The following is a 25,204-nucleotide window of genomic DNA, read 5'->3' as shown; positions in this document are numbered from 1 at the left end:
TTGGTCGGACGATGCGGTAACGCTAGCCGGGTGGCCGGTACGCCGCAGCGGATCCTGCCCACGCACCCGGTGCGACCACGTCGGCGGGTCGAGAACCCTCGCCACGGCCTACCATGAGCCTCCGTGACGAAGCGAGAGACGACCGCAACCAAGGCCGCCGGGTTCGGCTGGGTCCTGCACGGCAACGGCAAGGCGATCGCCGACGGCGCCGTGGTGGCCCCCGAGGAACGGCTGAGCTGGCCCCGCACCGTCGGAATCGGCATGCAGCACGTGATCGCCATGTTCGGGGCCACGCTGCTGGTCCCGACCATCACCGGCTTCCCGGTCACCACCACGTTGCTGTTCTCCGGCATCGGGACCGTGCTGTTCCTCCTGATCACCCGCGGCCGGGTGCCGAGCTACCTCGGCTCGTCGTTCGCGTTCATCGCCCCGCTCACCGCGTCCGCGGCGGACGGCCCGGCGGCGCAGCTCGGCGCGGTCCTCGCGGTCGGTGTCGTCCTGATGCTCGTGGGTGTCCTGGTCAAACTCGCCGGGGCCCGGGTGCTCGACGCGGTGATGCCGCCGGTCGTGACCGGCGCCGTCGTCATGCTGATCGGGTTGAACCTGGCTCCGGCGGCGGTCGGGTCGTTCGAGGCGCAGCCCCTGGTCGCCGCGGTGACCCTGGTCGCGATCCTCGTCGTCACCGCCGTCGGTCCCGGGCTGCTCGGACGCCTCGGCATCCTGGTCGGCGTGGTGGTCGGCTGGGTGTTCGCCGCCGTCACCGGGGCACTGGCCACCGACCGCCTCGACGCGTTGCGCGAGGCCGCGTGGATCGGGGTGCCGCACCTGCGCGGTCCGACGTTCCAGTGGTCGGCCATCGCGCTCGCGCTTCCGGTCGTGATCGTGCTGATCGCGGAGAACGTCGGCCACGTCAAGGCGGTCGCGGCGATGACCGGGCGTTCGCTCGACGACGTCGCGGGCGACGCGCTGTTCGCGGACGGGCTCGCGACCACCCTCGCGGGGGCAGGCGGCGGCTCCGGCACCACCACCTATGCGGAGAACATCGGCGTCATGGCGGCGACGCGGGTGTACTCGACCGCCGCCTACTGGGTCGCCGCCGCGACGGCGATCGTGCTGGCGTTCTCGCCGAAGTTCGGCGCACTGGTGTTCACCGTGCCGGACGGCGTCATCGGTGGCGCGACGCTCGTGCTCTACGGCCTGATCGGCATTCTCGGGGTTCGGATCTGGACCGAGGCGAAGGTCGACTTCACCGACCCGGTGAACCTGACCGTGGTGGCCGCCGCGATCGTCGCCGGCATCGGCAACCTCACGCTCGCCGTCGGTTCCGTCGAACTCGGCGGCATCGCGTGGGGCTCGGTCGGGATCCTGGTCGGGTACCCGCTGATGCGGGCGCTGGCACGACTGCGCAGGTGACGCTCCCCGGTGCGCGCCGGGTCACACTTTGCGATCGTTCGGGTCATACACCGCTCCAGCGCTGCGGCATAGCGTGAAAGCAGGTACGTCGATCACACAGGAGCATTGATGGAACGCACGATTTTCGAGCCCGAACACCTTCTCTTCCGTGAGTCCTACCGCAAGTTCCTCGAGCAGGAGGTCGCCCCCAACCACGACAAGTGGGAAGAGGCGAACATCGTCGATCGCGAGGTCTGGAAGAAGGCGGGTGCGCAGGGCTTCCTCGGCATGGCCGTGCCGGAGGAGTACGGCGGCGGCGGGGTCGAGGACTTCCGCTACAACGCCGTCATCACCGAGGAGACCACCCGCGGTGGCTTCAGCGGTGTCGGATTCATGCTGCACAACGACGTGGTCGCGCCGTACCTGCTCAAGTTGGCCGACGAGGAGCAGAAGCAGCGCTGGCTGCCCGGGTTCTGCTCGGGCGAGATCATCACCGCCATCGCGATGACCGAGCCCGGCACCGGCTCCGACCTGCAGAACATCAAGACGCGGGCGGTCAAGGACGGCGACGACTGGATCCTCAACGGCTCCAAGACCTTCATCACCAACGGCATCAACGCCGACCTGGTGGTCGTGGTGGCGTGCACCGATCCCGAGAAGGGTGCGCAGGGCTTCTCGCTGCTCGTCGTCGAGCGGGGCATGGAGGGCTTCGAACGCGGCCGCAACCTCGACAAGATCGGCCTCAAGGCGCAGGACACCGCGGAACTGAGCTTCACCGACGTCCGGGTGCCCGGCAAGAACCTCCTCGGCGAGGAGGGCATGGGCTTCATCTACCTGATGCAGAACCTGCCGCAGGAGCGCATGTCGATCGCCGTCGTCGCGGCCGCCGCGATGGAGTCCTGCCTGGACATGACGATCCAGTACTGCCGCGACCGGAAGGCGTTCGGCAAGTCGATCGGCAGCTTCCAGAACACCCGTTTCGTGCTCGCCGAGCTGGCGACCGAGACCACCGCGGTGCGGATCATGGTGGACAAGTTCATCGAACAGCTCAACGACGGGAAGCTCACCGTCCAGGAGGCCGCCATGGCCAAGTGGTGGACCACCGAGCAGCAGGTCAAGCTGATCGACCGGTGCCTGCAGCTGCACGGCGGCTACGGCTACATGCGCGAGTACCCGATCGCCAAGGCCTACATGGACTCTCGTGTTCAGACGATCTACGGCGGCACCACGGAGATCATGAAGGAGATCATCGGCCGGGGCCTGAACCTCGGCTGACCGAGACGTGCGAACGGGCCGCCGCGGAAATCCCGCCGCGGCCCGTTTCGTGTGCCCGGCCCGCTCAGATCTTGCGGATCACCGTGACGACCTTGCCGAGGATCGCTGCGTCGTTGCCCGGGATGGGTTCGAACACCGGGTTGTGCGGCATCAGCCAGACCTCGCCCTTGGTCCGCTTGAAGGTCTTCACCGTCGCCTCCCCGTCGATCATGGCGGCGACGATGTCGCCGTTGTCGGCGACGGACTGCTGGCGCACGACCACCCAGTCGCCGTCGCAGATGGCCGCGTCGATCATCGACTGGCCGACGACCTTGAGCAGGAACAGCGACCCCTGGCCGACGAGTTCGCGGGGGAGCGGGAACACGTCTTCGACGGCCTCCTCGGCGAGGATCGGTCCGCCCGCCGCGATCCGGCCCAGGACCGGCACGAAGGTCGGCTTCGGAAGCTGACTGTCCGTGGTGTCCGCGCCCGCGGCAGCAGCCTGCTCGAAACCGGCCTCGGTGTCCGCGGCGGCCACGCCGTCGTCGAGGCCGCGAACGTCCACGGCGCGAGGACGATTGGGGTCGCGGCGCAGGAAGCCCTTCCGTTCGAGGGTGCGCAACTGGTGAGCCACCGACGAGGTCGACGTCAGTCCGACGGCGTCGCCGATCTCGCGGATGCTCGGCGGGTACCCGCGTTCGCTGACCGACGCGCGGATCACGTCCAGGACCCGGCGCTGTCGATCCGTGAGCCCCGCCGTGAGGTCGGCGGTGCCGCGAACGGCCGCCGAGTCGTCGCTGGAGCTGTCGTCCTTCATGGAGAGCCTCCTGAGGTCTCTTCACACGCGCCGCGGTGGTCGGACGCCGCGTCGTCGAATGCGCTGTCTGGTTGCTGGCTGGGTTGTCCGGTGCTGCTGGTGTGACTGGTGTGGCTTCTTCCACGAATCTAGCTCGAAAACCCGTGCGTATCAAACATCTGTTCGACGCAAGTCGGCGCAACACGAGACTTTGTCGGACCGGCGTGGTAGAAATCGAACATGCGTTCTTTCGAACGCCTGATCGAACACCCGGACTTGGCAGGTATCCGGGAGTCGGGAGTGCTCCCCGCGAGCACCGACTCCCGGGAACATCGAGGAGGTTCTGATGAGCGTTGCGATGGACAGTGGCTACGCGTACTCCGGCGGTCGCGACGAGGTGGAGCGTCGGCGGATGGCGTCGCAGCGGGTCGGCGACCTGCGGCCGGTCCGACGGCAGGTGGCCGATCGCAGGCCCGGCGGCAGGCCGCTCGAGTACGGCCGGGCGCGGATCGCGGTCTCGCGTGCCCCGCACGGGGTGGAGCGGCGCGACGGCGGATTCGGATCGACGGTCGTCGGGGTGCTGCTAACGGCGCTGGTCGTGGTCGGCCTGCTCGGAGTCGCGCAGTTGCGCTCGAACCCGCAGGCCGTTCCCGGCCGCACCGAGGTCGTGCAGGTGCGCGGGGGCGAGTCGCTGAGCGAGATCGCTGCTCGGGTTGCGCCGGAGTACCCCGTCAGCCAGGTGGTCGAGCGGATCGTCGACCTCAATGCCCTCGGTGGCGCCGGGCTGCAGCCGGGTCAATCGCTCGTGGTGCCGGTGGGCTGAGTGGGGATACGCGCAGCGGCGCGTCGCGCGGCGGTATTCTCGAACCTTGTTGGCCCCGCCACATCCAGTGGACTAGTCGGGCACCTCGGTTCAGACGAAGGACTCGCCATGCATTGCCCGTTCTGCCGGCATCCAGATTCGCGCGTCGTTGACTCCAGGGAGGCAGACGAGGGTCAGGCGATTCGCCGCCGGCGATCCTGTCCCGAGTGCGGTCGGCGTTTCACCACCGTTGAGACCGCCGTGTTGTCGGTGGTCAAGCGCAGCGGTGTCACCGAGCCGTTCAGCCGCGAGAAGGTGGTCCGCGGGGTGCGGCGTGCCTGCCAGGGTCGGTCGGTGGACGACGACTCGCTCTACAAGCTCGCCCAGAAGGTCGAGGAGACGGTCCGTGCCGGCGGGTCCGCGGAGATCCCCAGCAACGAGGTCGGCCTGGCGATCCTGGGTCCGCTTCGTGACCTCGACGAGGTCGCCTACCTCCGGTTCGCCTCGGTGTACCGCTCGTTCAGCTCCGCGGAGGACTTCGAACGGGAGATCAAGGACCTGCGCGTGCACCGCGAGGACGTCGCCGCCGCGGAGGCACGAGGCGACAACCCCGCCTGACGGGCGGCCCGCCGGGCAGACGCGTACCGGGTGAACGTCTGCCGAGTGACGCCCTACCGGGTGATGGCCGCGATCGCCTTGCGAACCCGCTTGTCCGACACCGGATACGGGGTGCCCAGCGACTGTGCGAACAGCCCGACCCGCAGTTCCTCGATCATCCAGCGCACGGCGTCCACGTCGGGGTCGTGGTGCCGCCGCTCGTCGAGCCGGGAGAGCAGCCGTCCGTAGTCCTCGTAGACGCCGTCGAGCACGGTCAGTGACTGCCGGTCGCGCATCGCCGAGCCGGGCAGGGCTTCGAGTCGCTTGATCGCGGCGTCGAGGTAGCGGGGCAACTCGCGCAGGCGCGATGAGCCCGTGTCCGCGACGAATCCCGGGTACACCAGCGAGTCCAACTGCTCACGCACGTCGTCCGCGGCCTCGCCACCGGTCCGGTCGAGCAGGACCCGCAACTGCTGGGTGCGCGCCAGCACGGGAACCACCAGACGCACCAGGACCGCGACCTGTCGGGGGAGATCGGCACGCACCGCGGCCTGCAGCTTCTCGTATCCCTCGGGGGTACGGGACGGACCGCCGTGCGCATCCATCAGTTCGTCGACCGCGCACGCGCGGCAGTCCTCGACCAGGGCCTCGACGCTGCCGTGCGGATTCTGGCTCAGCGCCAACCGGTCCCGGGTGCCGAGCCCGCCGACGGCGGACTTCGTCGGCGTCGGGATCGCGCGCAGCAGCAGCGCACGGGTGCCCTCGCGCATCGCCCGCCGCTGCTGCGCCGGTGTGCTGAGCACCCGCACGGCGACGCCGCCCGGCTCCGCGACCAGGGCCGGATACCCGACGACCTTCTGCCCGCCGAGGTTGCGCGAGACCGACTCCGGCAGCGAGCCGAGGGTCTCGGAGGTCCACACCGTCGCGGCGGGGCGCTCGGTGGTCGAGGTCGCCTTGGACACAGCCGCGGCGACCCGCGAGGACTGCTGGGCCCGCAGCGCGTCGAGGCTCTTGTTGCGGCCGAGGACCTTCCCGCCGGGATCGACCGCGACGAAGGTCATCCGCAGGTGTTCGGGCAGCGCCGAGGGGTCGAAGTCGGCGGGCGCGATCGGGGTTCCCGCCATCCGGGTGAGCTCGCGTGCCATCGCCACGGTGAGCGGTTCGGTGCGCGGCTTGACCACCGACAGTGCCGCCTTCGCGAAGTCGGGTGCCGGAACCACGGTGCGCCGCAGCGACTTCGGCAGCGACTTGATCAGTGCGGTGACCAACTCCTCGCGCATGCCCGGCACCAGCCAGTCGAACCCGACGGAGCGCAGCTGGGCCAGCACCGCGACCGGAATCCGTGCGGTCACGCCGTCGTCCTCGGTGCCCGGCTCGAACTGGTAGGTCAGCGGGAACGAGATGTCGCCCTGGCGCCAGGTGTTCGGGTAGTCCCCGCCCAGCACGCCGGCCGCGTCCGGGTTCACGACCTGCGCGGCGGTGAACGTCAGCAGCTCCGGATCGGCCCGTCGGGCCTTCTTCCACCAGGTGTCGAAGTGCCTGGCGGACACCGCCTCCGCGCCGACCCGCTGGTCGTAGAACTCGTACAGGGTCTCGTCGTCGACGAGGATGTCGCGGCGGCGGGCGCGGGTCTCCATCTCCTCGACGTCGTCGAGCAGTGCCCGGTTGCGGTGGAAGAACTGGTGCTGGGTCTGCCATTCGCCCTGCACCAGCGCGTGGCGGATGAACAGCTCGCGGGAGGCCTCCGGATCGATGGCACTGTAGGTGACCGCCCGCTTGGCGACCAGTGGGATGCCGTAGAGCGTCACCCGCTCGTACGCCATCGCGCAGGCGCGCTTGGTCGACCAGTGCGGCTCCGAGTACGTCCGTTTGACCAGGTGCGGGGCGAGCTTCTCGGCCCACTCGGGTTCGATGCCCGCCGCCATCCGGCCCCACAGCCGGGAGGTCTCCACGAGTTCGGCGGCCATCACCCAGCGCGGCGGCTTCTTGAACAGCGAGGAGCCGGGGAAGACCGCGAACCGGGCACCGCGGGCGCCGAGGAAGTCGCGCTTGTCGCCCTCGCGCAGGCCGATGTGCGAGAGCAGTCCCGACAGCAGCGCCTGGTGGACCGAGTCCGGTGCGGCGTCCGTGTCGGCCACGCTCCAGCCGAGACTCCGGGTGATCTGTGCGAGCTGGCCGTGCAGGTCCTGCCATTCCCGGATCCGCAGCCAGTGCAGGAACTCGGTCTTGCACATCTTCCGGAACTGGTTCGACGACAGCTCCCGGCGCTGCTCGCGCAGGTAGTCCCACAGCTTCAGGTAGGCGAGGAAGTCCGAGCCCGGGGTGGCGAAGCGGGCGTGCTTCTCGTCGGCGGCCTGCTGGTGTTCGGCGGGCCGCTCGCGGACGTCCTGGATGGACAGTGCCGAGACGATGACGAGCGTCTCGCGCAGGCAGCCGGTGGCGTGCGCGTGCGCGAGCATCCGGGCCATCCGTGGGTCCACCGGCAGTTGGGCGAGCTCGCGTCCGACGGCGGTCAGTTCGGCGACGCCGTCCTTGCCCGCGGGCTCGATCGCGCCGAGTTCCTCGAGCAGGGCGACGCCGTCGCGCACGGCCCGCGGGTCGGGCGGCTGCACGAACGGGAAGGCGGCGATGTCGCCGAGGCCGAGTGCGGTCATCTGCAGTACCACCGAGGCCAGGTTGGTGCGCAGGATCTCCGGTTCGGTGAACTCCGGTCGCGACTCGAAGTCCTCCTCCGAGTACAGCCGGATGCAGATGCCGTCGGCGACGCGGCCGCAGCGTCCCGCGCGCTGGCGGGCAGAGGCCTGCGAGATCTCCTCGATCGGCAGCCGTTGCACCTTGGTGCGCACCGAGTACCGGGAGATGCGGGCGGTGCCGGGGTCGATCACGTAGCGGATGCCGGGCACGGTCAGGGAGGTCTCGGCGACGTTGGTGGACAGCACCACTCGCCGGCCGGTGTGCTTCTCGAACACTCGGTGCTGCTCGGCGGCGGACAGTCGCGCGTACAGCGGCAGTATGTCGAGCCCGCGAATCTTGCGTTCGTGCAACGCGTCTGCGGTGTCGCGGATCTCGCGTTCACCGGACAGGAACACCAGGATGTCGCCGTCGCCTGCCGCGAGCAGTTCCTCGACCGCCTCGCCGACGGCGTCGACGGGGTCGCGGTCGAAGGTCTGCTCTCCGACGTGCACGGTCAGCGGCCGGTACCGCATCTCCACGGGGAAGGTGCGGCCCGACACCTCGACGATCGGCGCGGGCACCCCGTCGACGGCGAAGTGTTCGGCGAAGCGTTCCGGATCGATCGTGGCCGAGGTGATGATCACCTTGAGGTCGGGTCGACGGGGCAGCAGCTGCTTGAGGTACCCGAGGATGAAGTCGATGTTGAGGCTGCGCTCGTGCGCCTCGTCGATGATCAGGGTGTCGTAGCGGCGGAGCAGTCGGTCGCGCTGGATCTCGGCGAGCAGGATGCCGTCGGTCATGAGCTTGACCAGGGTGCCGTCGGATACCTGGTCGGTGAAGCGGACCGTGTAGCCGACGCTCTCGCCGAGCGGGGTGTCGAGCTCCTCGGCGATCCGCTCGGCGACCGTCCGGGCGGCGAGTCGACGCGGCTGGGTGTGCCCGATCAGTCCGCGGACGCCGCGGCCGAGGTCGAGGCAGATCTTGGGGATCTGGGTGGTCTTGCCGGAACCCGTCTCGCCGGCGACGATCACGACCTGGTGCGATTCGATGGCGGCGGCGATGTCGTCGCGGCGGGCACTGACCGGCAGTGCCTCCGGGTAGCTCGTCGTCGGGACCTGCGCTCGGCGCGTGGCGATCCGCGCCTGCGCGCGGGGCAGTTCCGCGGCGACGGCGGCGAGGTCCTCGGGCGTCCTGGCGCGGTCCAGCCGTCGTCGGAGCCGGTGCTCGTCGCGGAGGGTGAGGTCGGTGAGCCGTCGCTTGAGCTCGCGCCGGTCGACGGCGGGCAGATCGGCCGATGATGTGGTGGACATGCTCGGTCCAGGGTACCGAAGCGTCGCCACCCAAATACCGCTGGCCGAGCCCACCGCGTGCGAACATCTGCGGGTGACGGCTATCACCCAGACCGCGGTTCGCGCCCACACCCCTCCGATCTATCGCGCACTGCGCGTTGCAATCGCGATCTTCGGGATCGTCGCACTCGCGTGGATCCCCTTGCGGAACATCGACGTCGACTCCTTCTCCACGTCGAACTACTTCAGCTACTTCACGGTGCTGAGCAATGTGCTCGGGGTCGTCGCCCTGCTCGTCGGCGGACTCGTCGACCCGCAGTCCACCCGGTGGCAGCTCTTCCGCGGTGCCGCCACGCTCTACATGGTCATCACGGGAATCATCTACGCGGTTCTGCTCGCGAACATCGACGTCACCTTGAACGACAAGTGGATCAACGACACGATGCACCGGTATCTACCCCTCGTCCTGCTGGCGGACTGGGTGCTCAATCCACCCCGGGTGCGGATCACCGACCGGCAGGCCGTCACCTGGCTGTGGTTCCCGCTCGTGTACGGCGTGTACACCCTCACCCGGGGTCCCGTCGTCGACTGGTACCCGTACCCGTTCATCGATCCCCGTACCCAGGGCTACCTGCAGATGGCGATCGGGCTGGTCGTTCTCCTGGTCGCGTTCGTGCTCATGGCGCTGGCGGTCAATGCCGCGGGCAGGCTCGCCCGGCGCTGGCGATACGGTAGCGACAAGCGTCCGTTGACACCGGACGAGATCGAGAGCGGCGAGAGCGAGGTCGAGGCGTGAGCACGAACAGCCAGGCACTGTGGCACGGATTTGCGGACATGGGCGCGGTGAGCGGCGACGGTCCGTTCGTCGTCAGCCGCGGTGAGGGCGCCTACATCTGGGACGAGCAGGGCACCCGCTATCTCGACGCGACCGCCGGGCTGTGGTTCACCAACGTCGGGCACGGCCGCACCGAGATCGCCGATGCCGTCGCCAAGCAGTTGTCGACCATCGCGCACTTCTCCAACTTCGGCGACTTCGCCCCCGAGACCACCCTCGCGCTGGCCGAGCGGCTCGCCGCCATCGCCCCGGTGCCCGGCAGCAAGATCTTCTTCACCTCCGGTGGGTCGGACTCGGTGGACTCCGCCGCGAAACTGGCCCGCCGCTACTGGCACGAGATGGGCAAGCCGGGCAAGAAGATCGTGGTCGGCCGGCAGAAGGCCTACCACGGCATGCACGTCGCGGGCACCGCGCTGGCCGGCATCCCGGTCAACCGGGAGGGGTACGGCGAGCTGATGCCGGACGCGCGGACGGTGGAGTGGGACAACGCCAAGAGCCTGCTCGAGCTGATCGAGCGCGAGGGCGCCGATTCGATCGCAGCGTTCTTCTGCGAGCCGATCATCGGCGCGGGCGGGATCTACCTGCCGCCCGAGGGCTACCTGACCGAGGTGCGGGAGATCTGCCGCGACCACGACATCCTGTTCGTCGTGGACGAGGTCGTGACCGGCTTCGGGCGGATCGGCGGCTCCTGGTTCGCGTCCACGCGGTTCGACCTGCAGCCCGACATGGTCACCACCGCCAAGGGCCTGACGTCGGGCTACGTCCCGATGGGTGCGGTGTTCATCGCGCCGCGGGTGGCGGAGCCGTTCTTCGCCGGCGGGGTCTGGTGGCGCCACGGCTACACCTACGGCGGCCACGCCGGCGCGGCCGCCGCCGCCATGGCGAACCTGGACATCCTCGAGCGGGAGAACCTGCTCGCCGAGTCCGCGCGACTGGAACGTTCGCTGCACGAGCACCTTTCGCCGCTGGCCGATCATCCGCGGGTGCAGGAGGTGCGCAGCGGGATCGGGGCGGTCGCCGCGATCCAGCTGGCCGATCCGGCCGAGGCGTTGCCCTTCGTGAAGACGCTGCGCGAGCACGGCATCTCGGGTCGCGCCGCGGGTGTCGGAGCGATGCAGATCTCGCCGTCCTTCGTGATGACCGACGAGCAGGTCGCCGAGATGGCGGCGGGCATCGCCGCCGCGCTGGGCTAGGGGCTCCGCGCACAGCCTCCTTCAACGCCTGCGTCGCAGCGGGCGCGAGAAGCGTTGCACGAGGGTGGGTTTCACGGGAGTGAGATCCACCCTCGGCGCGTCTGCGGCGGTGGTCGCCTGCGCGAATCGTGCGTGCAGCCGCGAGCGGACCTCGTCGGGGGTGTACGCGCGGCGTTTGCGGTCGGCGCGGACGGCCAGCGCGCCGGTCGCGGCCACGCCGACCACACCGGCGAGTCCGACCAGCTTCCACAGTGCACTGGCGTTGAGTCGCATGGAATTAGGCTAGGTGCATGAGTCGGCGGATGCACGAATCGCAGGTGAGCCTGGACGTGGCGGTGGACGCCACCCGAACCGGCGACATCTGGATCTTCCGCGGACACTCCGGCGCCGACCGGGCCATCCAGACGCTGACCAACAGTCCTGTCAATCACGTGGGCATGTCGGTGGTGCTCGACGACATGCCGCCGCTGATGTGGCACGCCGAACTCGGGCACTCGTTGCAGGACATGTGGACCGGCCGGTTCCAGCGCGGGGTGCAGCTGCACGACCTCCGGGCGGCCGTGCAGGTGTGGGGCGCCAGGTATGGCCAGCGCGGGTGGTTGCGGCAACTCGACCGCCCGGTCACCCGCGGCCAGGAGGACGAGCTGATGCGCACCATTGCGCGACTGGACGGGACTCCGTTCCCGTCCACCGCGAAACTCGCCTCCCGCTGGTTCGGTGGCAGGCTTCCGTCCCTGCGTACGCGGCGCGACGCGGAGCAGGCCGCGGGGCTCGAGAGCGCGTACTGCGCCGAGGTGGTCGCTCGGACGTACGAGGCGATGGGGCTGCTGACCGAGCGCCGGAAGACCAACTGGTACGACCCCGGGCGGTTCTGGAGTGGCGATCGCCTTCCGTTGGTCGAGGGCGTTCGGCTGGGCGGCGAGATCGAGGTAGTGCTCAGCGAGTCGGATCTGGCTGCTGGGCTCGCTCCGAGGGGCTGATCTCCCGCATTATCTGGTGACCGGGGCCACTTTTCGGCCGTGTCGGTCGTCACACTTTTGTACGCAGACCGCGAGGTACGGTTCGCGGGGAATCGCCGCGGTGCGCTGGGTTGACGCCGTAAATAGGTCGCCGGTCACGGAATGTCTCGGCGACACGCCGCCCCGTGACCATCTCGTGACAATCGCCTACGGTCGTCCTCGGCCCGAAACGACCGGGCCACGCCGGCCCGCCACCGCCCGATCCTGCCCCGCGGTCCGGACTCCCGAAATCCTTCGGGGCGGGAGCGGAACGGATTCACTAGCGCGGCCGACGCACAGCGTCGCCCGAGTTCCAGGATGCCGGCGGGAATGGAGAGGATCTACCCGAATGAACAGCTTCACCATCAAGCGCGCCGTCGGCGCCGTCGTCGCCACCGGCGCTTTGGTCGCCATTCCCTTCGCGATGAGCACCGGGACCGCCTCCGCGGCCGGCCACAACTGGGACGGCGTCGCGAACTGCGAGAGCAGCGGCAACTGGTCCACCAACACCGGCAACGGCTTCTACGGCGGCCTGCAGTTCACCCAGAGCACCTGGAACGCCTACGGCGGCTCCGGCAGCGCCAGCAACGCCAGCAAGGCCGAGCAGATCCGTGTCGCGGAGAACGTGCTCGCGGGCCAGGGCGTCGGCGCGTGGCCGGTGTGCGGTCAGTACCTGACCTCCGGCGCCTCGGACGTGTCCGAGCCCGTCGCGCAGGCCCCGGCCGAGACGCCGGTCCAGCAGGCCGCCTCGCAGGTCGCCGCGTCCGCGCCGGTCCAGACCCTCGGCGCGTCGACCTATGTCGTCCAGCTCGGCGACACCCTCTCGAAGATCGCCGCCGACCACGGCGTCGACCTGTCGAAGCTGGCCTCGCAGGTGCAGAACATCGACCTGATCTTCCCCGGTCAGGCGCTCGCGCTCTGACCGAGTCTGATCAATTCAGGTGCCGTCCCCCTCGGGGGACACGCGGCCGAGGGGCCCTGGAGGCGAGTTGTTCGCCGCCGGGGCCCCTCGCGTGGTTTCGACGGCGTGCTGCATGTCCGTCAAAAACCTGAGCACCGTGAGCATCTCGTGAGTGCTGTAGCCGTCGATGGCGGCAGTCGCGCGTGCGATAGTCGGGCCGAAGAAGGCTTGCCCGAGTTCGACTGCCGCCGGAGTGACCTCGATCAAGACCCTTCTCCGGTCCCCGGGGTCCCGTTGGCGGCGGACGTGTCCTGCCCGTTCGAGGCGGTCGATCACCGCGGTGACGGATGCCGAGTTGAGGCGGAGTTCCTGCCGCAGTAGCCCCGGAGTCGCGGGGTGGTCTCGACGCTCGGCGTCGAGGAGGCAGATCAGTGCGCGGATGTCGGTGGGGTGCAGGTCGTTGGCTCGGGCGAACTCCGCACCGAGCAGGTGCAGATCGACCGTCAGCGCGCGCAGCCGGTGCACCACGTCGGCGGACTGGCCGGGTCGGTGATCCTCGATTCCCATCCCGACACCATACTGTCTCGATTGATCTAGTATCTCGATCTATCGAACTATGAGCGGTGAGGAGTCAGGATGTCGCTGTCGGTGCTCGACTTCGCGGCCAGCCCGATGGGGATCGAGTTCTTCCGGAAATACGACCGCGTGTTGGAGAAGTGGCCTGCCGACGTGGTCAGCCGCGACCTGGAGTCGGAGTTCGGCACGACCAGGGTCAACGTCTGCGGCCCGGTGGGCGCCCCGCCGGTCCTGCTGTTGCCGGGGGGCGGTGCGACCTCGGCCGTGTGGTTCGAGAACGTCGGGGCGCTCGCCGACCGGTACCGTGTCGTCGCGGTCGATCTGATGGGTGACGCGGGTAGAAGTGTCGCGGGCGGACGGGCGATTCGAACCGTCGACGACCTGCTGGACTGGCTCGACACGGTCGCGAACGGTGCAGGCCTGGAGACGTTCAGCATCGTCGCCCACTCGTACGGAGCGATGATCGCGCTCGCCTACGCCCTCGACCGCCAGGCCCGGGTGCGGAAACTGGTTCTGCTCGACCCGAACTCGTGTTTCGCGGGGATGCGCCCGGGGTACCTGGCCCGCGCCGTTCCGTTGCTACTCGAGCCGACCGAGAAGCGTGAACGCGACCTCGTCGGGTGGGAGACGGGGCACCTCGAGGTCGACGCGAGCTGGCTGGACCTGATCGCCTGTGGGGCGGCGTCGTTCCCCAAGTCGAAGACGGTGGTCCCGAAGCGTCCGACCCGGGCAGCGCTCGCCGGTCTGCGGGCGGAGACGTCGGTGATTCTCGCGGGTCGGAGCAAGGTGCACGACAGCGCGCGAGTGGCGACGGCGATCGCGGCGGCAGCGCCGGGACTGCGGACCCGCGTGATCGACGGGGCCACCCACCACACGATGCCGATGAGCCCGGCCGCGGAGGTGAATGCGGCCCTGCTAGATGCGCTCGACGTCTAGACCCGCACGGAGTCCTGCGGGTGGACCCGGCCACCGACCTCGATCCAGCCGTCGGGGGAGTAGCGGGTGAGAATGTGCGAGCCGCGTCCCTGCGTGATGTGCAGGTTCCGCCGCAGGTGGTCGGTGATCCGGACCGCGGCGGCACCGGTCGCCTCGTCCTCGGCGACGCCCAGGGACGGAGCGAACATCCGAGAGCGGATCGCGCCCTCGCCGGCCCAGGCCCACACGTAGTGCGGACCGTCCTCGAAGGCGGCGGCGCGGGTCGCCTGCACGGCGGCCGAATCGGGCGCCGCGTGGAAGACGAACTCGGGTGCCCAGTCCGCCTTCGCGCGCACCCAGGTCGTCCCGGTCTCGACCCTGGTGGCGACCGGACCCGCGGGCACCTCGAGGGTGTCGACCGGCAGTCCGCGCTCGCGCAACCACCACGACAGCCCGACGGTCGGATGACCGGCGAACGGGAGTTCGGTGGCCGGGGTGAAGATCCGGGCGGTCGCCACGGTCGCGCGGGGCTCGGGCAGGTCCACGAAGACGGTCTCGCTGAATCCGAGGTCGGTGGCGAGCTGTTGTCGATCCGGCGGCGCGACCAGGGCGGCGTCGACTATGCCGAGTGGATTGCCGTGCCGCCCATCGGGATCGGTGAACACCCGGACGACGGCTACCTCGATGCTCATGTGGGAACGATACCGCTGTACGCAACGGCCGGACCCCGGAAACGGCTGTGCGCGCCGTGTACCCCGACGGGGGTGCACGGCGCGCACAGGCAGCGAAGCTGCGTACTTACGCGAGGGTCTCGGCGGCGACGATCGCCTGGGCCACGCCCTGCAGGGTCGCGGCGACCTTGACGGACTCCCAGACCTGCTCCTTGGTGAGCCCCTCCTTGCGCACGACGGCGTCGTGCGCGGCGGTGCAGTCGTGGCAACCGTTGATGGTGGACACGGCCAGGGACCAGAGCTCGAAGTCGGCCTTCTCGACGCCGGGGCTGCCGATGATGTTCATCCGCAGGCCCATTCGCACCTGAGCGAACTCGTCGCCGAGGAAGCTCTTCGCGCGGTAGGCGACGTTGTTCATGCCCATGATCGACGCGGCACCGAGGGCGGCGTTGTAGGCCTCCGCGGAGAGAACGTCCGCAGCCTCCTCCGCGATCTCGCGGAGCACGGTCGCCGACCTGGTGGCGGCCGCGCAGGCGAGGAAGGTGCCCCAGAGCTGCTGCTCGTTCAGTTCGGTCGAACGAGACAGCGAGCTCAGGTTGAGCTTGAGGTCCTTGGCGTACTCCGGGAGGGAGTTCTTCAGGTTCTCGACGGACATGGTCAGACGCCCTCGGACATCAGCGCGCCCGCGTCGATGGTCGGGTCGCCCTTCTTCCAGTTGCAGGCGCACAGCTCGTCGGACTGCAGGGCGTCGAGGACGCGCAGGACCTCGTCGACGTTGCGGCCGACGGACCCGGCGGTGACGGACACGAACTGGATCTCGTTGTTCGGGTCGATGATGAAGGTGGCGCGGTCCGCGACGCCGTCGGCGTTGAGGACGCCGGTGGCCTCGGCCAGCTCACGCTTGAGGTCCGAGAGCATCGGGAAGGGGAGGGTCTTGAGGTCCTCGTGCTGGGCGCGCCACTGGAAGTGCACGAACTCGTTGTCGACGGAGGCGCCGAGCACCTGCGCGTCGCGGTCCGCGAACTCCTCGTTGAGCTTGCCGAAGGCGGCGATCTCGGTCGGGCAGACGAAGGTGAAGTCCTTCGGCCAGAAGAAGACGACGCGCCACTTGCCGGCGTAGTCGTCGCTGGTGACGGTGGTGAAGTAGTCGTCGGGCTGCTGGGCGTCGACCTTGGACAGGTCGCCGCCGATGACGGCCGTGAGGTTGTACGCCGGGAACTGGTCGCCGATGGTCAGCAGAGCCATGTTGTGTCGTCCTCCTGGTTGGTGACTTGGAAATCTCTTCGCGCACAGCGCCGCCTGGCGGGCGAACGCTGGATTGTCGGGATACCGCCGAACGGGTCGTGCGGGCTGACTCGAGTAGCTCCGCGACCGGCGTTCCTTGGTACGACTCCATAGTGCCCGAAACCTTTCAAAAGGTAAAGGCGATAGATGTCACTATACTGATAAGTATGTCCGATCAGACTTATCAGCCGACACTCTCACAGCTGCGTGCCTTCGTCGCGGTCGCCGAGTATCGCCACTTCGGCACGGCTGCAGCGCGATTGAGTGTGAGCCAATCCACACTCTCGCAGGCCCTGGCCGCACTCGAGAACGGCCTCGGGGTGCAGCTGATCGAGCGCAGCACCCGGCGGGTGCTCGTGACGCCCGCCGGTTCCGCACTGCTCGCGCAGGCGAAGGTGATCGCCGAGGCGGCGGACGGGTTCGTCGCCACCGCGGCCGGCGTCGGTGACGCCCTCGCCGGCGCGTTGCGGATCGGACTGATCCCGACCGTCGCTCCGTACGTGCTGCCGACGCTGCTGCCCGCGCTGCGTGTCGAGATGCCGGCGGTGACGCCGCAGGTGGTCGAGGACCAGACCGCCCGACTGCTCGAGGCGCTGCGCGCCGGGGCGCTCGACGTCGCGGTCCTGGCGCTGCCGTCCGAGGCGCCGGGGATGGTCGAAATACCTTTGTACACAGAGGAGTTCGTGGTAGTCGTGCCGACCGGGCACGAGCTTGCCGGTCGCACCGACCTGGGCCTCGACGTGCTGGACGAGCTGCCGCTGCTGCTGCTCGACGAAGGACACTGCCTGCGCGATCAGACCCTCGACCTGTGCCGGTCGGTGGACGCGCACCCCGTCTCCGGCGACACCCGGGCCACCTCCCTGACCACCGTGGTGCAGTGCGTCGCGGGCGGACTCGGCGTGACCCTGGTGCCGGAATCGGCGGTGGCGGTCGAGACCGCCCGCGGCGACCTCGAGACCGCGCGGTTCGCCGCACCGGCGCCGGGTCGCACCATCGGGCTGGTCTTCCGGGCGTCGAGCGGCCGGGCGGAGAAGTTCGGGCGGCTGGCGGAGCTGGTGAAGTCCGTGGCGCCGGGCACGCCGCAGGGGTGAATCAGCGCCTGCCGCGGCCCCCGGACCGCTTGCCGCCCTTGGGGGTTCGACGATCGGGGGTGCCCGACCGCCCGGCGCGTGCCTGCTTGGCGGCGGTTTTCTGTGCCGCCGTGCGCTTCGGCGCCGGCTCGTCGGCACCGCGGCCCCGGGAGCTGTTCGCGGTACGTCCGCGCACGATGCCGACGAACTCCTCCACCAGTTCGGTGGTCGCGTCCTCCGGCCAGGCCAGCGCGACCGGGGACTCCGGCGCATCCGTGACCGTCCGATAGGTGAGGTCCTTGCGGTGGTGCAGGCGGGCCAGCGACTGCGGGACCACCAGCACCCCGATGCCCGCGGCGACGAGTTCGATCGCGTCCGCGGTGGTGTCGGGTCGCTGCGCCGCGGGCCGGCCCGGCAGTGCGTCCCAGTCCAGCGCGTCGTCGAGGGGGTGGAGCACGACCTCGGTGGCCAGGTCGGCGAGCGTGACCGCATCCGCCGCGGTGACCAGGTGGTCCTTCGGCACCACCACCACCGGCGTCTCGGCGTACAGCGCGATCACACTGAGCCCGGTCCGGTCGACGGGCAGCCGCACCAGTCCCGCGTCGGCGGCGCCCTCGCGCAGCACTGCCGCGGCGTCGGCCGCCGTCGTCGTGGTGAGTTCGAGCGGAACCTCGGGCAGCCGTTCCTTCCAGATCCGCACCCACTTCGATGGGGTCACCCCGGGGACGTACGCGAGCCGGAACGGGGCGGGTGCAGCGGGCTCGGTCATTCGGTCAGGCTACCGCTCGTTAGGCTGGGACCCATGAGTGCGCAGAAGACACCCCAGACGATGAAGCCGGCCACGGCCGCGAAGAAGCTGGACGTGTACCTCGAGGCGACCCCCGCCGAGTTCCGGGACGGGGTCGTCACCCGCGAGGAGCTCGCGGAGCTGCGCTCCGACCCGCCGCAGTGGCTGCAGGATCTGCGCGCCGACGGCCCGCACCCGAAGAACGTCGTCGCCGACAAGCTGGGCGTCTCCATCGCGGGCCTCGCCCGCGGCGGCGTCACCGACGCCCTGACCACCGGTCAGATCGACGCACTGCTCGCCGATCAGCCGGACTGGCTGCGCGCCGAGCGCGCCTCGCTGGTGGAGGTCCGCAAGGACGAGAAGCGGATTCGGGAGCAGCAGGCGGCCAAGCGTGAGCAGTCGAACCGCCGGGAGCGGTTCGCGAAGCCGATTCACCACCCGAACGCGGACTGACCCTCGCGTCGAGCCGTCACCGTCCGGGCGACGGTGGCGGCGACCCCTCGGTGTCGATCGCGCGGTCGGGACGGTCCTGAGTCGCGGCCCAACTGCCGAGGAGCCTGAGCGAGTCCGCGGTCGGGGTGCCCGCCGGGGCGGTGTAGACCAGCAGCGTCAACCCGGGGATTGCCGGGAACTCCATCGCCTCGAAGTTCAGGTCGAGGTCGCCGACGACCGGATGACGTAGCCGCTTGATCCCGGTGCGGTGGAAGCGCACGTTGTGCTTGGCCCATCGACTGCGGAACACCTCGCTGCGGGTGGCCAGTTCACCGATGAGTTCGGTCAGCGCCTTGTCGTGCGGGTTCTTGCCCGCCTCGGACCTCAGCATTGCGGCGATGTCGTCGGCGGCCCGGTCCCAGTCGACGAAGAAGTCCTGGGAGGCGGGGTCCAGGTAGATGAACCGGGCGGTGTTCGCCGGCCGGCGCGGGTCCGCCAGCAGCGGCGCGTACAACGCGCGCGCCATCCGGTTGGCGGCCAGCATGTCGTGGCGGGCGTTGCGGACCCACGCGGGGGCGTCGGTGATCGCGTCGAGCACCTGCTGGACCGCTGGGCTCACGCCGCCCTTCGCCGCGGAACGCCGTGGCGACGGGGCGGGGCCGGCGGCGCGCGCGAGATCGAACAGGTGGTCGCGCTCGGCGTCGTCGAGTTGTAGTGCCCTGGAAAGGCTTTCGAGCACGCTGTCGGACGTTCCGGTGAGGTTGCCGCGTTCCATGCGGACGTAGTAGTCGATGCTGACGCCGGCGAGCAACGCGACCTCCTCGCGGCGCAGTCCCTTGACGCGGCGATTGCCTCCGTAGGCGGGCAGGCCGGCCTGATCCGGGGTGATGCGGGCGCGGCGGGAGCTGAGGAATTCACGAATCTCGGCCCGGCGGTCCATGCCCTTCACGGTACTGGCGCCGACACCGGCGAGGGGGGTACTGGCGTTACCTGGAACGGCAGGCACTCCCGCAGCACCGTGCCGCGACGTTGACTCGAAGGCAGCCGGTCGCCGCGAGGCGGGGATCGACACCACGAGGCGACGAAGGGACATCATGCGGGCAACCATCATGTACGGCGCAGGCGACGTGCGAGTCGAGAACGTGCCGGACCCCACCCTGCAGCAGCCGACGGACGCGATCGTGCGCGTGGTGCGGGCCTGCGTCTGCGGGTCCGACCTTCACCCTTACCACAACATGCCGCCGACTCCGGAGGGGTCACCGATGGGCCACGAGTTCGTCGGCGTCGTGGAGGAGATCGGCAGCGAGGTGTCGACCCTGACGAGGGGTGACCTCGTCATCGCCCCGTTCGCCTGGTCGGACGGGACGTGTGACTTCTGTCGGGAGGGCCTGCACACCTCCTGCCGGCGCGGCGGGTTCTGGGCGTCGAACGGGATCGGCGGCGGTCAGGCCGAGGCGGTGCGGGTGCCGTTGGCCGACGGCACCCTGGTCACGGCGCCGGTGGGCGAGGACTCCGCGCTGCTGCCGTCGCTGTTGACCCTGTCCGACGTGCTCGGCACCGGCTATCACGCCGCGGTCAAGGGCGGCGTGAACGAGCGCACCACGGTCACCGTCGTCGGGGACGGCGCGGTGGGGCTGATGGCGGTGTTGTCGGCCAAGCGGCTCGGCGCGCAGCGGATCATCCTGATGGGCCGGCACCGGGCCCGAACGGATCTCGGCGTCGAGTTCGGTGCCACCGACGTCGTCGCTGCGCGAGGCGAGGAAGGCATCGCCAAGGTTCGGGACCTCACCGGCGGCGACGGTACCCACGTCGTGCTCGAGGCCGTCGGTCACCTGCCCGCCTACGAACAGGCGATCGGCGTGGTCCGGCCCGGCGGCGTCGTCAGTCGCGTCGGCGTGCCCCAGTACGAGACGGCGCCGATCGGATTCGGCAGCCTGTTCGGGCCGAACGTCACTCTCACCGGCGGTCCGGCCCCGGTGCGCGCCTACATCGAGGAACTGCTGCCCGACGTGCTGGACGGAAAGATCCAGCCGGGCAGGGTGTTCGACCGCACCGTCGGCCTGGACGAGGTGCCCGCGGGATACCGCGCGATGGACGACCGCGAGGCGCTCAAGGTGCTCGTTCGCCCGTAGCGGCGACGGTCGAAACGAAGGAGGCCCCGATGGAAATTCTGAAGCAGCAGCCCACAGCCAAGGCGCCCGGAGACTGGTTCACCGGCGACGTCTGGTGGGACGTCATCTACGCGGGAACCGAACCGTCCCGGATGCGCGCCAACATGGTTCGCTTCGCCCCGTGCGCGCGGACCGACTGGCATTCGCACGCCTTGGGGCAGACCCTGCATGTCGTCTCCGGGATCTGCCTCGTGCAGGCCCGTGGTGGCGCGGTCGTCGAGGCCCACCCCGGCGACACGATCTACACCCCAGCCGGCGAGGAGCACTGGCACGGCGCGGCGCCGGACCGCTTCATGACCCACCTCGCGCTGTGGGAGGGACCTGGCGACGGCGGCACCGAGACCAGCTGGGGTGCGAAGGTCACCGACGCCGAGTACAACGGCCCGCGTGCCGGAACGCGCTGAGGCCACGCCGGACTCGGGTCAGGCCTGGTACGAGACGATGGTCGCCATCCCCGCGGCGAGGTGGTAGTCGTTGTGGCAGTGGGTTATCCACTGCCCGGGATTGTCGGTGTCGAGATCGGTGGCGATGGTCTGCCCGGGCAGCACGATGACCGTGTCCTTGCGTGGACCGGTGCCGTCGGGCCGGGCGACCGCGAAGGTGTGTCCGTGCAGATGCATGGGGTGGTACATCGTCGACGTGTTGGAGTAGACGATCCGCGCCCGCTCCCCGGAGTGCACCTCGAGCGGGGTGTACTTCGGGTAGGCCTCGTCGTTGACCGTCCAGGTGTAGGTGTTCATCGTCCCACCGAGCGAGGCGCCCAGCGTCACGTCCGGGTTCCGGTTCGGCAGCCGGACCGCCGCGGTGGCGCGCAGGCCGGCGACCGTGAGCGGCGCCGCACGGAGCTCGTCGGGGGAGACGGTGGGGTCGGGAGCGGCGCCGGATCCGGTGCGGACCACCGCGAACGCCTGCCCGCCCTTGCCCTCGGCGGCGGCCACCAGCGGGAACGCGCCGTCCTGCAGGGTGACCGCCGCGTCGTAGCGCTCGCCCATCCCCAACAGCACGGAGTCGGTGTCGACCGGCTCGACCGGGAACCCGTCGGAGTCGGTGACGGTGAGTCGGTGCCCACCGAGCGCGACCCGAAACGCCGTGTCGTCGGAGGCGTTGATCAGTCGCACCCGGGCGCGCTGACCCGGCCTCGCGGTGAACACGGTCGGGTCGCCGGGCGGTCTGCCTCCCAGCAGATACACCGGGTAACGCACGTCTCCGGCATCCCCGCCGAGTGCGGTCGAGGTCATCGGGGCCGATTCCATTGCCCCGCCGCGCAATCGGTCGAACGCCTGCTGCGGCGTCCGATCGGTCAGCCAGTCGGAGAGCACCACGACGAGATCGGCGTCGTAGTCGGAGTGGGCGTGGGGATCGTCGACGATCAGCGCGCCGTACAGTCCGCGGCCGCGCTGCAGGTCGCCGTGCGTGTGGTACCAGTAGGTGCCCGGGTCGGGCGGGACGAACTCGTAGACGAACTCGGCGCCGGCACCGACCGGGGGTTGGGTGATGTCCGGCACGCCGTCCATGTCGTTGCGGATGGCGAGTCCGTGCCAGTGCACGGTGGTCGGATCGGGCAGCTCGTTGCGCAACCGCACCTGGATCCGGTCCCCGACGTTCGCGCGCAGGATCGGGCCGGGCAGCTGTCCGTTGTAGAGCCAGGCGGCAGTGCGCGTGCCGCCGATGTCCACCTCGGTCGGAGCCGCGACGAAGGTCTGAGCGACCTGCCGTCCCCCGGGGAAGCGTCGTTCCTGTGCGGCGGCGAAGTCGCGCACCTGTCTCGAATCCGGACCCACCGCACCTGCGGCCGGGGTGACGTCAGGAGACGAGGAACACGCTGCGACCAGGCCGACCGCGGTGGCGCCCAGGCCCAGCTGCAGGAATCGTCGGCGGGACAAGCCGTCGAGAAGCGGCTCCTGCTGCGGTCTCGTCCACGTGTCTCGATCCGGCATCCTCCGGCCTCTCGACGGACTGGCGTCCCGAACAGATGTTACGCCGCTGGGCCCGGCCGGCCGATCGCCGATTCGTGCGCGGGACCACTGCCTACCCCTCGACGACCTCGAACTCGTCGAAGACCACCTCGCCCGCCGCGTCCGACTCGGCGAGGTTGACCTCGGCCAGCAGCGCCCAGCCGTGGTCGCCGGCGGGGTCGGCGAGGGTCTGGCGTACCCGCCACAGCTCCGGTTCGACCGACACGCTGAACAGTTGCGGCCCACGGGCGTCCGGGCCGGTGCCGACCTCGTCGTACTCGTCGAAGTACAGCTCCATGAGGTCGGCCCAGTCGTCCGCGTCCAACCCGTCGCCGAGCTCGGCGAGCAGGTCCCACCGCCGACGGGACGCCAACTCGACTCGCTTGAACATGGCGTTGCGGATCATCACGGTGAACGCGCGGGTGTTCGCAGAGACGGGGCGCGGGATGTCGGCGCCGAACGCGATCTGCTGGTCGTCGGACTCCGCGCCCGGGTTGGTCAGCTGCTCCCACTCGTCGAGCAGCGACGAGTCCACCTGGCGGATCAGCTCGCCCAGCCACTCGGTGATGTCCTCGAGCTCCTCGGTGCGCGCGGCGTCGGGCACCGTCTGCCGCAGCGCCCGGTAGGCGTCGGCCAGGTAGCGCAGCACCAGGCCCTCGGAGCGGGCCAGTCCGTAGTGGCTGACCAGCTCGGCGAACGTCATCGCCTTCTCCACCATGTCCCGCACCACCGACTTCGGTGACAGGGCGAACTCCGCCACCCACGGATGCCCGCCGCGGTACGTCTCGAACGCCGGGAAGAGCAACTCCTCCAACGGCTTCGGCCAGGTGACCTCCTCGAGTAGCTCCATCCGCTCCTCGTACTCGATGCCGTCGGCCTTCATCTGCTGCACCGCCTCGCCGCGGGCCGCGTGCTGCTGGGCCATCAGGATCTGACGTGGGTCGTCGAGCGTCGACTCAATCACCGACACCACGTCGAGCGCGTAGGTGACGGCCTCGGCGTCGAGCAGTTCGATCGCCGCCAGCGCGAAGGGCGACAGCGGCTGGTTCAGCGCGAAGTTCTGCTGCAGGTCCACCGTCAGCCGCGCCCACGAACCGTCCGCGTCGGGGGCGTCGAGCTGTTCGACGACACCAGCCTGCAGCAGCCCGCGGTACAACGCGATCGCCCGCAGGATGTGCTTGCGTTGCTGCGGGCGCGACTCGTGGGAGTCCTCGAGCAGGTGTCGCATCGCGTCGAAGCAGTTGCCGGGACGCGCGATCACGTTGAGCAGCATCGAGTTCGACACCCGGAAGCGGGACACGAGCTGTTCCGGCGACGCGGCGACGAGGCGCTCGAAGGTGGGTTCGCCCCACGAGACGAAGCCCTCCGGAGCCTTCTTGCGCTGAATCTTCTTGAGCTTCTTCGGATCGTCACCCGCCTTCGCGACCATCCGGTAGTTCTCGATCTCGTGCTCCGGTGCCTGCACGACGACGGTGCCCATGGTGTCATAGCCCGCGCGGCCGGCGCGGCCCGCGATCTGATGGAACTCGCGCGCCCGCAGGTGCCGGGTGCGGGTGCCGTCGTACTTGGTCAGTCCGGTCAGCAGCACCGTGCGGATCGGCACGTTGATGCCGACGCCGAGGGTGTCGGTGCCGCAGATGACCTTGAGCAGACCGTCCTGGGCGAGCTTCTCGATCAGCCGCCGGTACTTGGGCAGCATCCCGGCGTGGTGGACGCCGATGCCGTGACGCACCAAGCGGGACAGGGTCTTTCCGAACCCGGTGGTGAACCGGAACCCGCCGAGCGCCTCGGCGATCGCGGCCTTCTCGTCCTTGGAGGACATGTTCACGCTGGTCAACGCCTGCGCCCGCTCGAGTGCCGCGGCCTGGGTGAAGTGCACGACGTAGACAGGGGACTGGTTGGTGGTCGCCAGCTCCTCGATCGTCTCGCCGATCGGCGTCTTCGCGTACGAGAAGGTGAGCGGCACCGGCCTTTCCGTCCCGCCGACCACCGTCGTCGGCCGGCCGGTCCGGCGGGTCAGGTCCTGCTGGAAGAACGACACGTCGCCGAGCGTCGCGGACATCAGCAGGAACTGGGCGTGCGGCAGTTCGATCAGCGGGACCTGCCAGGCCCAGCCGCGGTCCGGCTCGGAGTAGTAGTGGAACTCGTCCATCACCACCTGGCCGATGTCGGAGTCCGCGCCCTGGCGCAGCGCCAGGTTCGCGACGATCTCGGCGGTCGCGCAGACGATCGGGGCGGACGAGTTCACCGAGGCGTCGCCGGTCATCATGCCGACGTTCTCCGCGCCGAACACCTCGCAGAGGGCGAAGAACTTCTCGCTCACGAGCGCCTTGATCGGAGCGGTGTAGAAGGTGCGTCGCCCCTGTGCCAGCGCCGCGAAGTGCGCGCCGATCGCCACCATCGACTTCCCGGACCCGGTCGGGGTGGACAGGATGACGTTCGCCCCGGAGACGACCTCGATCAGCGACTCCTCCTGCGCGGGATACAGCGTCAGGCCTCGATCGCTCGCCCACCCGGCGAAGGCGTCGAAGAGCGAGTCGGCATCGGGGCTGGCGGGGACGAGATCGGTGAGGAGCACCGATACAGGCTATGTGAAATGTCCGACCTGCTGCG

Annotated in this window: 24 protein-coding genes; 13 read left to right on the top strand and 11 right to left on the bottom strand. The window is 69.7% G+C overall.

The genetic code is table 11. The features are described 5' to 3' along the window. Nucleotides 1–123 precede the first annotated feature (123 nt). Nucleotides 124–1,413 carry a uracil-xanthine permease family protein gene (locus ACFVH2_RS23410; protein WP_378427462.1) on the top strand — a complete coding sequence of 430 codons (1,290 nt, stop codon included), beginning with the start codon at nt 124–126 and terminating at the stop codon, nt 1,411–1,413. Nucleotides 1,414–1,521: 108 nt separating this feature from the next. After that, the gene (locus tag ACFVH2_RS23405; RefSeq protein WP_378427461.1) at nt 1,522–2,667 is read left to right on the top strand and encodes an acyl-CoA dehydrogenase family protein; all 1,146 of its coding nucleotides are present in this window, start codon (nt 1,522–1,524) and stop codon (nt 2,665–2,667) included. Between the two features lie 64 nt (nt 2,668–2,731). Here ACFVH2_RS23405 and lexA read toward each other — a convergent pair whose 3' ends face one another. Next, nucleotides 2,732–3,463, bottom strand: coding sequence for a transcriptional repressor LexA (gene lexA / locus ACFVH2_RS23400; protein ID WP_378427459.1), 732 nt, complete (start codon nt 3,461–3,463; stop codon nt 2,732–2,734). A 325-nt stretch (nt 3,464–3,788) separates the two neighbouring features. Between lexA and ACFVH2_RS23395 the strand changes: the two genes are divergently transcribed. Beyond that, complete coding sequence (locus ACFVH2_RS23395; RefSeq protein ID WP_378427457.1) at nt 3,789–4,265, top strand: LysM peptidoglycan-binding domain-containing protein; 477 nt, start codon at nt 3,789–3,791, stop codon at nt 4,263–4,265. 108 nt (nt 4,266–4,373) lie between these two features. Further along, nucleotides 4,374–4,862, top strand: coding sequence for a transcriptional regulator NrdR (nrdR, locus tag ACFVH2_RS23390; RefSeq protein WP_378427455.1), 489 nt, complete (start codon nt 4,374–4,376; stop codon nt 4,860–4,862). Nucleotides 4,863–4,915: 53 nt separating this feature from the next. Here nrdR and hrpA read toward each other — a convergent pair whose 3' ends face one another. Then, a complete protein-coding gene (gene hrpA / locus ACFVH2_RS23385; protein WP_378427454.1) occupies nt 4,916–8,824 on the bottom strand; it encodes an ATP-dependent RNA helicase HrpA in 3,909 nt (1,302 codons plus the stop codon). Between the two features lie 73 nt (nt 8,825–8,897). On the opposite strand from hrpA, the gene ACFVH2_RS23380 reads away from it, so the two are divergent. After that, nucleotides 8,898–9,599: a Pr6Pr family membrane protein gene (locus ACFVH2_RS23380; RefSeq protein WP_378427452.1), complete on the top strand. Its 702-nt coding sequence runs from the start codon at nt 8,898–8,900 to the stop codon at nt 9,597–9,599. A gap of 38 nt (nt 9,600–9,637) precedes the next feature. Next, a complete protein-coding gene (locus tag ACFVH2_RS23375) occupies nt 9,638–10,831 on the top strand; it encodes an aspartate aminotransferase family protein (protein WP_378427509.1) in 1,194 nt (397 codons plus the stop codon). Between the two features lie 21 nt (nt 10,832–10,852). Here ACFVH2_RS23375 and ACFVH2_RS23370 read toward each other — a convergent pair whose 3' ends face one another. After that, nucleotides 10,853–11,104, bottom strand: coding sequence for a hypothetical protein (locus tag ACFVH2_RS23370; protein WP_378427450.1), 252 nt, complete (start codon nt 11,102–11,104; stop codon nt 10,853–10,855). A gap of 17 nt (nt 11,105–11,121) precedes the next feature. Here ACFVH2_RS23370 and ACFVH2_RS23365 point away from each other — a divergent pair, with 17 nt between their 5' ends. Next, nucleotides 11,122–11,811 carry a hypothetical protein gene (locus tag ACFVH2_RS23365; RefSeq protein WP_378427448.1) on the top strand — a complete coding sequence of 230 codons (690 nt, stop codon included), beginning with the start codon at nt 11,122–11,124 and terminating at the stop codon, nt 11,809–11,811. A gap of 367 nt (nt 11,812–12,178) precedes the next feature. Continuing rightward, nucleotides 12,179–12,751, top strand: coding sequence for a transglycosylase family protein (locus tag ACFVH2_RS23360; RefSeq protein WP_378427446.1), 573 nt, complete (start codon nt 12,179–12,181; stop codon nt 12,749–12,751). A 15-nt stretch (nt 12,752–12,766) separates the two neighbouring features. Here the strand turns inward: ACFVH2_RS23360 and ACFVH2_RS23355 are convergent, their stop codons facing one another. Then, complete coding sequence (locus ACFVH2_RS23355; RefSeq protein ID WP_378427444.1) at nt 12,767–13,297, bottom strand: MarR family winged helix-turn-helix transcriptional regulator; 531 nt, start codon at nt 13,295–13,297, stop codon at nt 12,767–12,769. A 69-nt stretch (nt 13,298–13,366) separates the two neighbouring features. Here ACFVH2_RS23355 and ACFVH2_RS23350 point away from each other — a divergent pair, with 69 nt between their 5' ends. Beyond that, nucleotides 13,367–14,242: an alpha/beta fold hydrolase gene (locus tag ACFVH2_RS23350; RefSeq protein WP_378427442.1), complete on the top strand. Its 876-nt coding sequence runs from the start codon at nt 13,367–13,369 to the stop codon at nt 14,240–14,242. Here ACFVH2_RS23350 and ACFVH2_RS23345 read toward each other — a convergent pair. The 3 genes from ACFVH2_RS23345 to ACFVH2_RS23335 form a co-directional block, all read right to left on the bottom strand. After that, nucleotides 14,239–14,913: a PhzF family phenazine biosynthesis protein gene (locus tag ACFVH2_RS23345; RefSeq protein ID WP_378427440.1), complete on the bottom strand. Its 675-nt coding sequence runs from the start codon at nt 14,911–14,913 to the stop codon at nt 14,239–14,241. The genes ACFVH2_RS23350 and ACFVH2_RS23345 overlap by 4 nt on opposite strands. A gap of 106 nt (nt 14,914–15,019) precedes the next feature. Further along, a complete protein-coding gene (locus tag ACFVH2_RS23340; protein WP_378427438.1) occupies nt 15,020–15,547 on the bottom strand; it encodes a carboxymuconolactone decarboxylase family protein in 528 nt (175 codons plus the stop codon). A 2-nt stretch (nt 15,548–15,549) separates the two neighbouring features. After that, on the bottom strand, nt 15,550–16,137 hold the full coding sequence (locus tag ACFVH2_RS23335) for a peroxiredoxin (protein ID WP_378427436.1): 588 nt from the start codon (nt 16,135–16,137) through the stop codon (nt 15,550–15,552). Nucleotides 16,138–16,343: 206 nt separating this feature from the next. On the opposite strand from ACFVH2_RS23335, the gene ACFVH2_RS23330 reads away from it, so the two are divergent. Next, entirely contained in the window at nt 16,344–17,267 is a 924-nt protein-coding gene (locus tag ACFVH2_RS23330; protein ID WP_378427434.1) for a LysR substrate-binding domain-containing protein, read from the top strand. 1 nt (nt 17,268) lies between these two features. On the opposite strand, the gene ACFVH2_RS23325 is transcribed toward ACFVH2_RS23330, so the two are convergent. Continuing rightward, the gene (locus ACFVH2_RS23325) at nt 17,269–18,015 is read right to left on the bottom strand and encodes a LysR family substrate-binding domain-containing protein (protein WP_378427432.1); all 747 of its coding nucleotides are present in this window, start codon (nt 18,013–18,015) and stop codon (nt 17,269–17,271) included. Between the two features lie 33 nt (nt 18,016–18,048). Between ACFVH2_RS23325 and ACFVH2_RS23320 the strand changes: the two genes are divergently transcribed. Next, nucleotides 18,049–18,486 carry a DUF5997 family protein gene (locus ACFVH2_RS23320; protein WP_378427430.1) on the top strand — a complete coding sequence of 146 codons (438 nt, stop codon included), beginning with the start codon at nt 18,049–18,051 and terminating at the stop codon, nt 18,484–18,486. Between the two features lie 16 nt (nt 18,487–18,502). On the opposite strand, the gene ACFVH2_RS23315 is transcribed toward ACFVH2_RS23320, so the two are convergent. Next, entirely contained in the window at nt 18,503–19,405 is a 903-nt protein-coding gene (locus tag ACFVH2_RS23315; RefSeq protein ID WP_378427428.1) for a helix-turn-helix transcriptional regulator, read from the bottom strand. A gap of 154 nt (nt 19,406–19,559) precedes the next feature. Here ACFVH2_RS23315 and ACFVH2_RS23310 point away from each other — a divergent pair, with 154 nt between their 5' ends. Both ACFVH2_RS23310 and ACFVH2_RS23305 read left to right on the top strand, forming a co-directional pair. Then, nucleotides 19,560–20,597, top strand: coding sequence for a zinc-dependent alcohol dehydrogenase family protein (locus ACFVH2_RS23310; RefSeq protein WP_378427426.1), 1,038 nt, complete (start codon nt 19,560–19,562; stop codon nt 20,595–20,597). A gap of 29 nt (nt 20,598–20,626) precedes the next feature. Next, nucleotides 20,627–21,040, top strand: coding sequence for a cupin domain-containing protein (locus ACFVH2_RS23305; RefSeq protein WP_378427424.1), 414 nt, complete (start codon nt 20,627–20,629; stop codon nt 21,038–21,040). An 18-nt stretch (nt 21,041–21,058) separates the two neighbouring features. On the opposite strand, the gene ACFVH2_RS23300 is transcribed toward ACFVH2_RS23305, so the two are convergent. Together ACFVH2_RS23300 and ACFVH2_RS23295 are read right to left on the bottom strand one after the other, a co-directional pair. Beyond that, nucleotides 21,059–22,573 (bottom strand): multicopper oxidase family protein, encoded by a 1,515-nt coding sequence (locus ACFVH2_RS23300; RefSeq protein ID WP_378427423.1) that lies wholly within the window; start codon nt 22,571–22,573, stop codon nt 21,059–21,061. 91 nt (nt 22,574–22,664) lie between these two features. Continuing rightward, complete coding sequence (locus ACFVH2_RS23295) at nt 22,665–25,169, bottom strand: DEAD/DEAH box helicase (protein WP_378427421.1); 2,505 nt, start codon at nt 25,167–25,169, stop codon at nt 22,665–22,667. Between the last annotated feature and the right edge of the window lie 35 nt (nt 25,170–25,204).

Source organism: Rhodococcus sp. NPDC127527 (assembly GCF_042672245.1).
Lineage (GTDB): Bacteria > Actinomycetota > Actinomycetes > Mycobacteriales > Mycobacteriaceae > Rhodococcus_G.
Note: the sequence above shows the minus strand (reverse complement) of the source record. Positions and strands in the feature narration are given on the sequence as shown.

Coding starts and splice junctions, on each gene's coding strand:
- ACFVH2_RS23405 (WP_378427461.1), top strand. CDS start 1,522: ATGGAACGCACGATTTTCGAGCCCGAACACCTTCTCTTCCGTGAGTCC.
- lexA (WP_378427459.1), bottom strand. CDS start 3,463: ATGAAGGACGACAGCTCCAGCGACGACTCGGCGGCCGTTCGCGGCACC.
- ACFVH2_RS23395 (WP_378427457.1), top strand. CDS start 3,789: ATGAGCGTTGCGATGGACAGTGGCTACGCGTACTCCGGCGGTCGCGAC.
- nrdR (WP_378427455.1), top strand. CDS start 4,374: ATGCATTGCCCGTTCTGCCGGCATCCAGATTCGCGCGTCGTTGACTCC.
- hrpA (WP_378427454.1), bottom strand. CDS start 8,824: ATGTCCACCACATCATCGGCCGATCTGCCCGCCGTCGACCGGCGCGAG.
- ACFVH2_RS23375 (WP_378427509.1), top strand. CDS start 9,638: ATGGGCGCGGTGAGCGGCGACGGTCCGTTCGTCGTCAGCCGCGGTGAG.
- ACFVH2_RS23370 (WP_378427450.1), bottom strand. CDS start 11,104: ATGCGACTCAACGCCAGTGCACTGTGGAAGCTGGTCGGACTCGCCGGT.
- ACFVH2_RS23365 (WP_378427448.1), top strand. CDS start 11,122: ATGAGTCGGCGGATGCACGAATCGCAGGTGAGCCTGGACGTGGCGGTG.
- ACFVH2_RS23360 (WP_378427446.1), top strand. CDS start 12,179: ATGAACAGCTTCACCATCAAGCGCGCCGTCGGCGCCGTCGTCGCCACC.
- ACFVH2_RS23355 (WP_378427444.1), bottom strand. CDS start 13,297: ATGGGAATCGAGGATCACCGACCCGGCCAGTCCGCCGACGTGGTGCAC.
- ACFVH2_RS23350 (WP_378427442.1), top strand. CDS start 13,367: ATGTCGCTGTCGGTGCTCGACTTCGCGGCCAGCCCGATGGGGATCGAG.
- ACFVH2_RS23345 (WP_378427440.1), bottom strand. CDS start 14,913: ATGAGCATCGAGGTAGCCGTCGTCCGGGTGTTCACCGATCCCGATGGG.
- ACFVH2_RS23340 (WP_378427438.1), bottom strand. CDS start 15,547: ATGTCCGTCGAGAACCTGAAGAACTCCCTCCCGGAGTACGCCAAGGAC.
- ACFVH2_RS23335 (WP_378427436.1), bottom strand. CDS start 16,137: ATGGCTCTGCTGACCATCGGCGACCAGTTCCCGGCGTACAACCTCACG.
- ACFVH2_RS23330 (WP_378427434.1), top strand. CDS start 16,344: ATGTCCGATCAGACTTATCAGCCGACACTCTCACAGCTGCGTGCCTTC.
- ACFVH2_RS23325 (WP_378427432.1), bottom strand. CDS start 18,015: ATGACCGAGCCCGCTGCACCCGCCCCGTTCCGGCTCGCGTACGTCCCC.
- ACFVH2_RS23320 (WP_378427430.1), top strand. CDS start 18,049: ATGAGTGCGCAGAAGACACCCCAGACGATGAAGCCGGCCACGGCCGCG.
- ACFVH2_RS23315 (WP_378427428.1), bottom strand. CDS start 19,405: ATGGACCGCCGGGCCGAGATTCGTGAATTCCTCAGCTCCCGCCGCGCC.
- ACFVH2_RS23310 (WP_378427426.1), top strand. CDS start 19,560: ATGCGGGCAACCATCATGTACGGCGCAGGCGACGTGCGAGTCGAGAAC.
- ACFVH2_RS23305 (WP_378427424.1), top strand. CDS start 20,627: ATGGAAATTCTGAAGCAGCAGCCCACAGCCAAGGCGCCCGGAGACTGG.
- ACFVH2_RS23300 (WP_378427423.1), bottom strand. CDS start 22,573: ATGCCGGATCGAGACACGTGGACGAGACCGCAGCAGGAGCCGCTTCTC.